At 41.5% G+C, this 13225-nt stretch carries 10 protein-coding genes; all 10 read left to right on the top strand.

The features are described 5' to 3' along the window. Positions 1-286: 286 nt before the first annotated feature. The 10 genes from UP17_RS01025 to hydA all read left to right on the top strand — a co-directional run bounded on the left by UP17_RS01025 (position 287) and on the right by hydA (position 13213). A complete protein-coding gene (locus tag UP17_RS01025) occupies positions 287-1456 on the top strand; it encodes an ATP-grasp domain-containing protein (RefSeq protein WP_081108656.1) in 1170 nt (389 codons plus the stop codon). Between the two features lie 13 nt (positions 1457-1469). Beyond that, complete coding sequence (locus UP17_RS01030) at positions 1470-2303, top strand: HAMP domain-containing protein (RefSeq protein WP_061461128.1); 834 nt, start codon at positions 1470-1472, stop codon at positions 2301-2303. Next, on the top strand, positions 2254-3165 hold the full coding sequence (locus UP17_RS01035) for a methyl-accepting chemotaxis protein (RefSeq protein ID WP_061461129.1): 912 nt from the start codon (positions 2254-2256) through the stop codon (positions 3163-3165). The genes UP17_RS01030 and UP17_RS01035 overlap by 50 nt, the downstream gene beginning before the upstream one ends. Positions 3166-3488: 323 nt before the next feature. Further along, positions 3489-3689 carry a cold-shock protein gene (locus tag UP17_RS01040; RefSeq protein ID WP_034304915.1) on the top strand — a complete coding sequence of 67 codons (201 nt, stop codon included), beginning with the start codon at positions 3489-3491 and terminating at the stop codon, positions 3687-3689. Between the two features lie 554 nt (positions 3690-4243). After that, positions 4244-4615 (top strand): ArsR/SmtB family transcription factor, encoded by a 372-nt coding sequence (locus tag UP17_RS01050; RefSeq protein ID WP_061461131.1) that lies wholly within the window; start codon positions 4244-4246, stop codon positions 4613-4615. Beyond that, positions 4608-6731 (top strand): heavy metal translocating P-type ATPase, encoded by a 2124-nt coding sequence (locus tag UP17_RS01055; RefSeq protein WP_061461132.1) that lies wholly within the window; start codon positions 4608-4610, stop codon positions 6729-6731. The genes UP17_RS01050 and UP17_RS01055 overlap by 8 nt, the downstream gene beginning before the upstream one ends. Before the next feature lie 417 nt (positions 6732-7148). Next, positions 7149-8411 (top strand): GTPase HflX, encoded by a 1263-nt coding sequence (gene hflX, locus UP17_RS01060; RefSeq protein ID WP_061461133.1) that lies wholly within the window; start codon positions 7149-7151, stop codon positions 8409-8411. 697 nt (positions 8412-9108) lie between these two features. Then, positions 9109-10467: an NAD(P)-dependent oxidoreductase gene (locus UP17_RS01065; RefSeq protein ID WP_434218689.1), complete on the top strand. Its 1359-nt coding sequence runs from the start codon at positions 9109-9111 to the stop codon at positions 10465-10467. A 26-nt stretch (positions 10468-10493) separates the two neighbouring features. Then, positions 10494-11780, top strand: a complete 1287-nt coding sequence (gene preA / locus UP17_RS01070; protein ID WP_061461135.1) for an NAD-dependent dihydropyrimidine dehydrogenase subunit PreA — start codon at positions 10494-10496, stop codon at positions 11778-11780. 14 nt (positions 11781-11794) lie between these two features. Continuing rightward, positions 11795-13213 (top strand): dihydropyrimidinase, encoded by a 1419-nt coding sequence (gene hydA, locus UP17_RS01075; protein ID WP_061465932.1) that lies wholly within the window; start codon positions 11795-11797, stop codon positions 13211-13213. Positions 13214-13225: the final 12 nt, after the last annotated feature.

Below are 13225 nucleotides of genomic sequence, written 5' to 3' on the forward strand. Positions count from 1 at the left end.
TCTTAGTTATTCCACGAAATTACTGGTGAACTTTTTCTGAATGAAAAATTTGAAAAAATATGGCGGACACTTAAAATAGTGTCGGCCTTTTTTAATGAAGATTCAAGAAAATTAAATATTCGATGGTATGTGTAAGGACGACCTCAAGGCTAGATCTGATGGGATAGGTAAAAAGATATATTGATATCTTGATTTTTAATAATAAATACCTGCATAAGCTAAATACTTACCGCTTTTAACCGATTAAATATGGAGATACAAAAAACAGATAAGTTAGGTGAAAAGAATGATTATTTTGAATGAGTCCATTGTGTCGCCAATTCTTCTAAAGGTGTTAGAGAAACAGCAAATTCCAGTACTGGAACAAGGGCAATGGGGAGACACTTTAACATCGGAAAAGCTAAACATTCAAAAAGATATAGAATTTTTCAAGTCCATGGAAAAGGAAAAAAGAATTCTTATAAACTCTGAAAATGGCATAACAGTATTAGGTCATTTTCAACCCAATAGCAAGGAATACATTTGGTCAAAGTTATTGAAGGATAAGAGTCAGGTGCGAAATTTGACGAAATCTTTATATCCTGATTTCTATTTCCAAGATATCGATTTATCCATAATAAGTGACCTGGATAAAAATCAAATTCCGTATCCAGTAGTTATCAAACCCAATATTGGCTATTCAAGTGTAGGGGTGCACAAAGTCAAGAATGAGCAGGATTGGGAAATAGCCGTGAACCAGCTTAAAGCGGATTTACTTCATTCGGGTGGATTATATGATTCAGAAGTGGTCGATTCCCATACCGTTTTAATAGAAGAGTGGATTCAGGGTGAAGAGTATGCCATTGATGGTTATTACAATCAAGATGGTGAACCGGTCATTTTGAATGTCTTCAAACGATTATTCAAGGATGATTACGATACTTCCGATCGAATTTATTATACTTCGAAGTTGGCCATCAATGAAATCTATCATGATGCACTAAAGTTCATGAAGAATACCCAAACGGTCCTTCCACTTAGGAATTATCCTATACACTTTGAAATTCGCAAAAAGGGAGACCGGGTGATACCCATCGAAATCAATCCCCTGCGTTTTGCTGGGGCGGGTACAACGGATCTAGGTTACCATGCCTATGGAATGAATATGTATGAGCACTATTTTTCAGGAACGAAACCCGATTGGGATCGGATATTGGAAGAGATGGACGATCATATATATAGCTTTTTCTTTGCAGAGGTTCCACTGGAAATAAGTCTGGAGGATGTTTCATGTATTGATCATGATGGACTTCGTCATGAATTCGAACATGTATTGGAATATAGGCAGCTTCCTTTCCAAAATGACCGGAGCATGGCAATCATCTTTTATAGAAGTGAGGATTTGAATAATAATCTCCAATTGCTTCATTTGGACTTAATACCATATTTGACTATAGAACACCTGGTTTTCATCTAAGGGGGGCACGGAAATGAGAATTTCAAAGCTAAATCCTAAAAAATCTTTGCTGGCAAAACTATTCTCGTTTTATATTATTCCATTCGTACTTTTCGCAGGGGCCATGGGCCTTTGCTTTTCCTATATTACTAATAAAATGATCAATGAGAATGTCCTTCCGCAATTCGATGAGCGTCTTTCTGAAAATGCCCACAGTTTAGCAGCAAGCCTCAATCCCACTTTGATAAACAATGCTTCGGTGCGGGGAGAAGAGATTAAGCGGAAATTAGATGCCTTTGTTGAAGATAAAAAGAGCATTGAATATGTTTACGTACTGAAGCGGGAGAATGATGCCGAAATGATTGTAGCCCTGAACGGCAGCGAGGACTTTTTGGTTGAATCCCCTTTCACGCCGGAACAGGCAAAATCGATAAATGGAAGCGAAGACGTCTTGAGTGAAATATATAAAGATAAGTGGGGAACACACAAGTCCTACTTTACGCCAATCGAAGGAACGGACGCGATTGTCGGAATCGATATGGATGCAAAATTCATTGATGAATTGAAAAGCAAAATGATATTCTATAATATCTTATTTCTTGCAAGTGCCATTATATTAGGCGTGCTATGCGCCGTTGTCATCGGTAAAAAGATCTCGGGACCCGTCAATGAGCTTGTTGGTTACACGAATGAAATGGCAGAAGGGGACTTAAGTAAATCGATTCCCATTGGCAGACAGGATGAGATTGGCGATCTGTCAGATGGATTCGAAGATATGAGATTAAGTTTGTCCCATATAATTCAGAATGTCCGTGAACATGCTCAAAAAGATGAATCAAACGACAGTGTCCATTCACCAATCCTTTGAAGAGATGGTGGAATCCTATGGCCAGATAGTAACGGGGACAACGGAAGAGGCAAAAGCTTCTGAAGAACGTGCCCATCATATTGACCGAATTTCCAATATGATCAGTGACTTAACGGATACAATCCGTTTAATGAGCGAGCAAACGAATAAAATGAATGAATTTACCATGCATGCGAATACACTTGCAGAACAAGGAAGTAAACAAGTGCAGGATGTAACGAGCCAGATGGATAAAATCTTGGAAAATGGCCAAGCGAATAAAGTCAATTTGGTGAGCCTGGAAGAGGATGTAGTGAAGATAAATGAAGTGATTGGTTTAATAAGGGTCATTGCTTCTCAAACGAACCTGCTATCCCTTAATGCTTCCATAGAAGCGGCACGGGCGGGGGATGCCGGCAGAGGTTTTGCTGTAGTCGCTCAAGAGGTGCAAAAATTGGCTGTGCAAACAGATGAATCCATTGATATCATTTCAGAATCGATCATGCGGATTAATGAACAAACAGCCAAAGTCATCCAAAATAACGATAGAAGTTTCCAGGATATCTTAAATGGTGTTTCCTTAGTGGAAAACAATGGCGAGATTTTCAATAAGATATTCGAATCCGTAGAGAAATTGTTGGAAGGCACAGAACAATTAGCGACCCATGCGAAAAAAATCAACGAGTCCTCGGATGAAAGTCTAGCATCCATTCAGGAAATAGCAGCGATTTCAGAAGAGGGAGTCGCAACAACGGAGCAAATCTCTGCGGCTGCAATTCAACAAAGCTCCATAATGACTGGATTGAAAGAGCAAAACGAAGAGTTAGCAAACGAAGCGGCCATATTAGAAGAGCTGGTAGAAAAGTTTATTACGAAAAAATAATTTTTTTGATGTGAGCATCTACAAAAAACATCCCGTTACGGGATGTTTTTGTTTGTGAAATGCATGTAAGATGTCATCTGGGCCAGTAAGCTATAACACATAGAGTCCATTCATGCTTATTTGATGAATTTAAAGAGTATTAAAAATTGCTTGAAAAAAGTTTGCCCAAACTATTTGCAATCGCTGCCATTTAATGTTATGCTTAGTCTTAATTATTTTTGTTCGGTACTAAGGATACTAAAAGTACTACTTTTCGTTTTCGATGATGACTTAGAGCAAGGATAGTAATACAATGTGCTTAAATGCACTAGGAGGCAACAACAATGGAACAAGGTAAAGTGAAATGGTTTAACGCAGAAAAAGGTTTTGGATTCATCGAACGCGAAAACGGAGACGACGTATTCGTACATTTCTCAGCTATCCAAAGCGAAGGTTTCAAATCTTTAGACGAAGGCCAAGAAGTTACTTTTGAAGTAGAACAAGGTCAACGTGGACCTCAAGCTTCTAACGTTCAAAAAGCATAATTTCAAAAACAAATAAAGACAGATCCTAGTTATAGGGTCTGTCTTTTTTGTTTTGTGAAAATATATAACAAAAAACCCTGCTCAACGATGAGCAGGGTAAATGGTACAAGTAAAGTAAAACGCTTAAAAAGGTTTGACTAAGTATATCATAGTTCTTCAAGAAAATACTAAATTAAATATATTATACTTATCAAGGTACGGATAGGGAATTACTGAAATCATTGGATTGAAGGGGCTTGAAGGACTTCTTTTTTTGTCACTGGCAGATAAAAGTTTCGGTTCACGCGATTCGAGAAGGATGGATGGGTTCCTGGAAAGAGGACAGGCGGATATTCTGTGGCCTGTCTTTTTTTGTTCAGCCATTCTAGGGGGCGAGCAAAATCGTGGATGTGAAACAAAAAAGTGATACCCACATATAAAGACATATAGGGTACTTTCACTATGCCGTTTGGAGGAAGGGGAAAGATTCTTAAACATTCCAATATGGATTTGAATATTCGGGGAATTATGTTATATTATAATCAAACGCATATTTGAATGAGAGGTGTGAGAAGATGACGGAACTGAAAGATGTATGTGATGTCCACCTGCATGATGAAGTGAAGGTTAATCGCATACAAGAAGAGATGAGCCAGGTGAATATATCCAGCATGTCGAAGCTGTTTAAGGTGATAGGTGATGAAAATAGGGCGAAGATAGCTTATGCGCTCTGTACGGACGAAGAATTGTGTGTGTGCGATCTGGCCAATATCATTGGTGCTTCGATGGCGACAACGTCACATCATCTTCGTACACTTTATAAACATGCAATCGTAAAATACCGAAAAGAAGGAAAGCTAGCTTTTTATTCTTTGGATGATCACCATATAAAGCAATTGATTCTCATTGCATTAGAACATCAGCAGGAGGTAAAGGTCGATGGCTGAGTCCCCATTAAAAACGTATCGTATTCAGGGTCTATCCTGCACGAATTGTGCTGCTAAATTTGAAAACAATGTCCGTGATCTGGAGGGTGTGAAGGAGGCCAAAATTAACTTTGGTGCTTCAAAAATTTCTATACAGGGAAGCGCGACAATTGAAGAGATTGAAAAGGCGGGGGCATTTGATAACCTGAGAATCCGGGATGAACAGGAACAGGTGACGCAAAGGGAACCAATTTGGAAGCAAAAAGAAAATATTAAAGTGGTGTTCTCGGTTATCCTTCTGCTAATCAGTTGGATATTGGATAAGCAATATGTTGATGGAGGCACCATGCCGATAATCGGTTATGCGGCTGCAATCATAGTTGGAGGATATTCATTATTTTTCAATGGGTTGAAAAATCTTGCCAGAATTCGTTTTGATATGCACACCCTTATGACGGTTGCTATCATCGGAGCGGCCGTGCTGGGTGAATGGGGCGAGGGGGCAACTGTCGTCATTCTATTTGCAATAAGTGAAGCGCTGGAAAAATATTCAATGGATAAAGCACGTAATTCCATAGAATCCTTAATGAATATCGCACCTAAAGAAGCCTTGATCCTAAGAGGGCATCACGAAATGATGGTTGCTGTTGGTGAGATTGAAGTGGGCGATATCATGATCGTTAAACCCGGCCAAAAGATTGCCATGGATGGCAGGATCATGAAAGGGGCCTCGACACTTAATCAAGCAGCCATTACAGGGGAATCCGAGCCGGTTTTCAAAACGGTTGAGGGTGAAGTATTTGCTGGAACCTTAAATGGGGAAGGGCTGCTCGAAGTGGAGGTCACGAAGCGGGTCGAGGATACGACGATTGCAAAAATCATCCACCTTGTTGAAGAAGCACAGGCAGAAAAGGCCCCTTCCCAAGCTTTCGTGGATAAGTTCGCAAAATTTTATACGCCGGCTATTATGCTCATTGCCTTGGTCATTGCCGTGTTACCCCCGCTTGTGAACAATGGAGATTGGAGTGAATGGATTTACCGGGGATTGGCTGTACTGGTTGTCGGTTGTCCTTGTGCTTTGGTCATTTCAACGCCCATCGCTATTGTGACAGCAATAGGAAATGCTGCTAAACATGGTGTGCTGATTAAAGGCGGGGTCCATTTGGAGGAAGCAGGAGCCTTAAAGGCGATTGCGTTTGATAAAACGGGTACTTTAACAAAGGGTGTACCTGAAGTGACTGATTTCACAGTATTGTCTGATGTGTTGAATGAACAGGACGTGCTAGCGATCGCTGCCGCTTTAGAAAGCAGATCACAGCACCCCCTTGCCACGGCCATTCTTCAAAAGGCGGAACAAAATGACGTGGACTATCATTCTTTATTGGTCGAGGATTTTACAGCAATCACCGGTAAAGGTATAAAAGGGAAAATCAATCAAGAAATCTATTACATTGGTAAACCCCATCTTCTTGAAGAAGTGGCAGGTATAGTTTTCCCTAATGATGTCCTAAAACTGATCACCGGCTTTCAAAACGCAGGGAAAACAGTGATGGTGCTAGGTGATCAAATGAAGCTCCTGGCACTCATTGCGGTGGCTGATGAAATAAGGGAAAGCAGTAAGGAAGCAATTCGGAAACTGCATGCATTGGGCATTGAAAAAACGATAATGCTGACCGGGGATAATATCGGAACAGCAAAAGTGATTGGAGCTGCAGCTGGGGTTCAGGAGATTGAGGCGGAGCTATTGCCACAAGATAAACTGACCATCATCAAACGATGGAAACAAAAATATGATCGAGTGGCCATGGTGGGCGATGGTGTCAATGATGCGCCTGCCTTGGCAGCTTCCACGGTAGGGATTGCCATGGGCGGGGCAGGTACTGATACGGCCCTTGAAACAGCAGACATTGCCTTAATGGGTGATGACTTATCGAAGCTGCCTTATACAATCCGCTTAAGTCGCAAAACATTAAAAATCATTAAGCAAAACATCACGTTTTCATTGGTGATTAAAATCCTGGCCTTATTATTGATAGCGCCGGGCTGGTTAACACTTTGGATGGCGATTTTTGCCGACATGGGTGCAACATTATTAGTTACATTGAACAGCCTAAGATTACTGAGAATAAAAGAATAAAAGAATAAAAGAATATGGGCTCCCTGGTGCATTTTAAGGTGCTGGGGAGCCTTTGTTATGCACTTTCCGATTGTTTCATGTGAAACTTGGAAAATATGCATCCATATTCCTTTGATAACGTAAATAGATTTGAACAGGGAAAGTGCTAACGGTGTCCAAGGGAAATCATGTTAGTCAACCAAAGTAATAATATCAATAGGATATATAGCATGATAGGTCATATTTAGTCCTGTTATTTATAGTTGAATTTATTTATTAGTAAAAGGAATTCTAATAAGAACATTTTGCTTGGCTAAGCAATCGTTATGCAAGTGATGGTCAGTATGCTACAATGTGGCTGACTTTTAGTGCAGTATGATAGGTATGGCTATGTGTAAGGTTATAGGGAGTACGGTATGTAGGAAGGGATTTGAAAGGATGGAATTACAGCAGAGGGCAATCTTGGTTGGAGTTAATCTCAACGGTCAAAAGGATTTTGAATATTCAATGGAAGAATTGGCCAATTTAACGGAAGCATGTGAGGTAGAGGTTGCAGGGACCATCACACAAAATTTGCATCGGGTGAACTCATCACATTTTATCGGTACCGGGAAGATTGAGGAAGTAAAAAGTCTCGTTGAGTATAAAGAAGCTAACGTCGTCATTTTTAATGATCAGCTCTCACCTTCGCAACTTCGGAACCTGGAGAGGGACATGGATTGCAAGGTGATCGATCGGACAATCTTGATTCTTGATATCTTCGCGCACCGGGCGAAAACGAAGGAAGCGCAGCTTCAGGTAGAAGTGGCAAAGCTTCAGTACATGCTCCCGCGCCTTGTTGGTTTAAGGGAGTCATTAGGGCGTCAAAGTGGTGGAGTCGGCACAAACAAAGGGGCAGGTGAAAAGCAGTTAGAGCTTGACCGTAGGAGAATCGAGGAAAATATAAGTGTTTTGAATAAAGAATTGGAAGAGCTTGTTGCGCACCGGCAAACGCAGAGAAAACAGCGGAAAAAGAATTCCATCCCTGTTGTATCCTTAGTAGGGTATACCAATGCAGGGAAATCTTCGATCATGAATGCCCTGATCGGGATGTTCCATCCAACAGCCGAGAAGCAGGTTTTGGAAAAGGATATGCTGTTCGCTACTCTTGAGACATCCGTTCGAAACATTCCGCTTCCGGATAAAAAGGAATTCTTATTGACGGACACGGTGGGCTTTGTGTCTAAATTGCCCCATCACCTTGTGAAAGCATTCCGATCCACATTAGAAGAAGTGGTAGAAGCGGATCTGTTGATCCATGTTGTCGATTTTTCCAACCCTAATCATGAGCAGCAAATAGAGATAACTGATAAGACTTTAGAAGAGATAGGCATTAAAGGGATTCCAACGGTTTTTGCCTATAATAAAGCGGACCTTACCGATTTGGAAATTCCCCAGGTGAATCGTGGATCTGTATATATGTCCGCAAAAAACAAAGTCGGCATTGAGGAATTGATCAATCAAATTCGCGGACATATTTTTGTCGGCTATACTCATTGTGAAATGCTTATTCCATTTGATCAAGGACAGCTGGTTTCTTATTTCAATGAAAATGGTCATATAACGGAAACTGAATATGAGGAAAACGGATATCGAATTAAGCTTGAGTGCAAGAAAACGGATTATGAAAAATATAATCGTTACGTTATTCATCCAGAATAACCTTCCTGTTGATAAGTTGTTAACAGCTTGTTGATAAGTGAGGGAGCAAATTTAATTATGTGGATAACTTTGGTTGTAATGCTTTTGTTCCGCAAAAATAAAGAGAATAAAGCAATATGTTATGTGCATAAGTTGTGGATAAAAATAATAAGCCCAGGAAAACTTGAATAAAGTTTCTGGGCTTTTTTTTATGTGGACAAAGTGTTGATAAATAGGTTTTCTGAACAAATCATCAAAGAATATCAGAAAGTATGATGAATATTAAGTTTGAATGTAGAAAAATGACGATGTTTATCATTTGTTGTTAGGAAATATAACATGGATATTACAGATTGCATATCTGACAGCTGGCAATACTTTACACTTTGTATAATGTAACTTACTTTTTAACATTATAAAATAAAGAATAACTCATTTCTCAGATCAATCATCAGGATTTGAGTTTTTAAGATTAGTAGGGGGGCTTTTTATGCCGAAGGAAGGGACCAGGCGTGGCCAGTGAGAAAATAATAAAATGTACGTGAGAATTTTGGCAAGGAAATCGCCATGACTGTCTGTTGAATAAGTTGATGAAAAACCATGTTGCAATGTTTCAATCCTTTAAATGTGAGGATTGTATTATTAGAGAAATGCATGCAATTCCTCCCTTTTTATTTTTCGAAAAAATAAATTATTGGAAGGAGAATAGTAGATGAGTATGACGAGCCCATTAAAAGGTGGCCTAGAGATTAACTTTCAGGAAGCGGAGAGGGGGCTGTCCCCAAGGGAAGCTTTGGAAGAATCGAATCGATGTTTATACTGCTATGACGCCCCATGTATCCAAGCCTGTCCGACAGGGATAGATATTCCTAGTTTTATCAAGAAGATAGCTTCAGGTAATTTTAAAGGGTCGGCCAAGACGATTATGACGGCCAATCCCGTCGGTGCTAGCTGCGCGCGGGTATGTCCGACTGAAGAGTTATGTGAGGGGGCATGTGTCCTGAACCATTCTACAAAGCCAATCATGATTGGCGACCTCCAGCGTTATTCCACAGATTGGGCCATCCAAAATAAACAAGCCCTTTTTAAGACCGGGAAGAAGAATGGCAAAAAAGTTGCCATTGTAGGAAGCGGTCCAGCGGGCTTATCTGCAGCAAGAGAATTAGCCTTGCTTGGCTACAGTGTAACCATTTTCGAAGCTGAAAAAAATCCAGGCGGATTAAATACTTACGGAATTGTATCGTTCCGTTTGCCTCAGAGCATTTCTTATTGGGAGGTCGAACAAGTAAAGAGTCTGGATGTAGAAATTAAAACGAATACACAGGTCGGGGTTGATGTTTCCGTAAATCAGCTGACTGCCGACTATGATGCGGTCATTTTAGCTATTGGCATGTCCGCTGTTCCTAAGCTTGGAATAGAAGGAGAAGATTTGGCTGAGGTTTATGATGCAATTGATTTCGTCAAGGCAACGAAAACGGAGGGCATCACTGATAAATTCATTGGGAAGAAGATGGCGGTAATTGGGGCCGGAAATACGGCGATCGATGCCGCGACCTGTTCTGTACGCCTAGGTGCCGAGCAAGTGAGCATTATATATCGCCGTACCCAAAAGGAAATGACAGCTTATGATTTTGAATATGAGTTTGCCAAACAAGAGGGTGTCGGGTTTCACTGGCTGACTAACCCTTCCAGAATCCTGTCGGATGAAAGCGGTCAGGTAACGGGCATCGAATGTGTGAAAATGATGCTTAGCGAGGCTGGGGAAGATGGCCGGCGCCGTCCAGTCACAATTTCCGGATCAGAGTTCGTCATACCTGTCGAAGGGGTCATTCGCGCTATAGGCCAATCGAGGTATGTAGGATTGATTGAACAGTTCGGCATACAACATGATGATGGAGTCGTAACATTGGAGGGTGATTCCTACAGGACATCGAATGAAAAGATCTTTGCGTGCGGTGACGTGATTTTCGGAAAAGGCCAAGGTGAGGCAATGGTTGTTTCAGCTGCCCAGCAAGGGAAGAAGACAGCCTATGAAATTGACTCGGTTTTAATGGGTGAAGCGGTGGATATTGCTTAATAATAATGAAAATTAGGAGGCTTATCATGGCTGATTTATCAATTGATCTTGCAGGTATTAAATCTCCCAATCCTTTTTGGCTTGCTTCAGCACCACCCACTAATTCGGGTTATCAAGTACAGCGGGCATTTGAAGCTGGCTGGGGAGGAGCTGTTTGGAAGACACTGGGTGATCCCATCCTGAATGTCTCATCACGTTTTGCAGCTGTCAGTTTTAATGGACAAAGAGTCGCCGGGTTCAACAATATAGAATTAATTACGGATAGGCCGCTTGAAGTGAATTTGAAAGAAATATATGAAACGAAGAAGAGGTTCCCTGATCATGCAATCATTGCATCAGTTATGGTGGAGCCACAACAGGACAAGTGGCATGAAATCATCAAGCGTATAGAAGATGTAGGTGTCGATGGTTACGAGTTGAACTTTGGCTGCCCGCACGGTATGGCAGAGCGTGGGATGGGAGCTGCTTCGGGACAGGTTCCCGAACTTGTGGAAAAGCAAACATATTGGGCGAAGGAAGCAGCATCCAAACCTGTCATCGTCAAGCTTACACCTAATATAACCGACATTACGGTTACGGCTGAAGCGGCGGTGCGCGGCGGTGCGGATGCAATAAGTATGATCAATACGATTAACAGCTTAGCGGGAGTGGATATTCATTCATGGAATACGATTCCCCATGTAGGCGGCAAGGGGGCTCATGGAGGGTATTGTGGTCCTGCTGTGAAGCCAATCGCATTGAACATGGTGGCAGAGTGTGCAAGGAATCCAATGATTAATGTTCCCATCTCAGGAATAGGCGGCATTTCAAATTGGCAGGATACAGTGGAATTTTTACTGATGGGTTCAACCGGAGTGCAAATTTGTACGGCTGCCATGCATCACGGTTTTAGGATAGTGGAGGACATGATTGATGGCCTGTCCAATTACCTTGATGAAAAAGGGATATCGTCTGTGATGGATATTGTCGGTAAGTCTGTACCGCGCTATTCCGATTGGGGAAATTTAGATCTTAATTATAAGGTAGTTGCGCGCATTAATAATGATGTGTGCATTAACTGCAACAAATGCCATATTGCCTGTGAAGATACTTCTCATCAATGTATAGATATGTTAAAGGACACATCAGGCAGCTCCTACTTGAGGGTGCGCGAAGAAGATTGCGTAGGATGTAATCTTTGCTCGATCGTATGTCCGGTCGATGGGGCAATCGATATGATTGAATTGACAAATGAATTACCGCCAATGACGTGGAATGAACGCCAATCATTACTTGGGGGCATCGGCAGTGAAAGTGTTGATTTCGTAAAATGATGGAGGGATCGAATTTGAAGAAAATCATTAAAAATGGAACGATTGCAACAGCTGCAGATACGTATCAAGCAGATATATTAATTGAAAATGAGAAGATTGCAATGATTGGCAAGGACCTGCCTGCTGAGGGGGCTGAAATCATTGATGCAAAAGGAGCTTATATTTTTCCGGGGGGCATTGACCCACATACCCATCTCGATATGCCGTTTGGCGGGACAACCACAAAGGATGATTATGAAACAGGTACGATTGCCGCTGCATATGGAGGAACGACAACGATCATCGACTTTTGTTTGACCGAAAAAGGGGTGCCGTTAAAGAAAGCGATTGAAACATGGCATGAAAAGGCAAACGAAAAGGCCGCCATAGATTATGGTTTTCATTTAATGATCAGTGAGATTAATGATGATGTATTGGCTGAGTTGCCAAGTATCATCGATAATGAAGGGATTTCCTCCTTTAAAGTGTTCATGGCCTACAAGAATGTTTTTCAAGCAGATGATGCCACACTATTCCGCACTTTGTTGCAAGCAAAGGAACTTGGGGCACTAGTCATGGTTCACGCCGAAAATGGTGATGTCATCGATTATCTTACAAAGAAGGCGCTTGCTGAAGGTAACACCGATCCAATTTACCATGCGTTAACAAGACCGCCGGAGCTTGAAGGTGAAGCAACCGGAAGGGCAGCTAAACTGACGGAAATGGCAAACGGTCAGCTCTATGTCGTTCATGTCACCTGTGAAGATGCAGTTGAAAAGATTATCGAGGCAAGAAATAAAGGGGTGGATATTTGGGGGGAGACCTGTCCGCAATATTTGGTCCTTGACCAGTCTTATCTTGAAAAGCCCCATTTCGAAGGATCTAAGTATGTATGGTCCCCACCATTAAGGGAGAAGAAAAACCAGGAAGTGCTATGGAATGCTTTAAAAATGGGACAATTGCAAACGATCGGCTCAGATCAATGCTCTTTTGATTTTAAGGGTCAGAAGGACCTTGGACGTGAAGATTTCACGAAAATACCAAACGGCGGCCCAACGATTGAGGACCGCATGAGTATCCTCTTTTCTGAAGGGGTCATGAAAGAGCGCATTACCTTGAATCAATTCATCGACATGACCTCTACGCGTGCTGCCAAACTATTTGGATTATTCCCTAAGAAAGGGACGATTGCAGTAGGCTCGGATGCTGATATTGTCATTTTTGACCCGGAAGTTAAAAGGAGCATTTCTGCAGATACTCATCACATGGCTGTGGATTATAATGCGTTTGAAGGTATGGAAATTACAGGTGAACCGGTTTCCGTCCTATCCAGAGGTCAATTCGTCATTAAAGACAAACAATTTGTAGGCGAAGCTGGAAAAGGGCAATTCTTGAAACGGGCAAAATATAATGCGGCGCTGAAGCAGGATGCAGGGAAAAAGCTTTCAGTCTAACTTCGGTAAGGA

Source organism: Peribacillus simplex (genome assembly GCF_001578185.1).
Classification (GTDB): Bacteria; Bacillota; Bacilli; order Bacillales; family DSM-1321; genus Peribacillus; species Peribacillus simplex_A.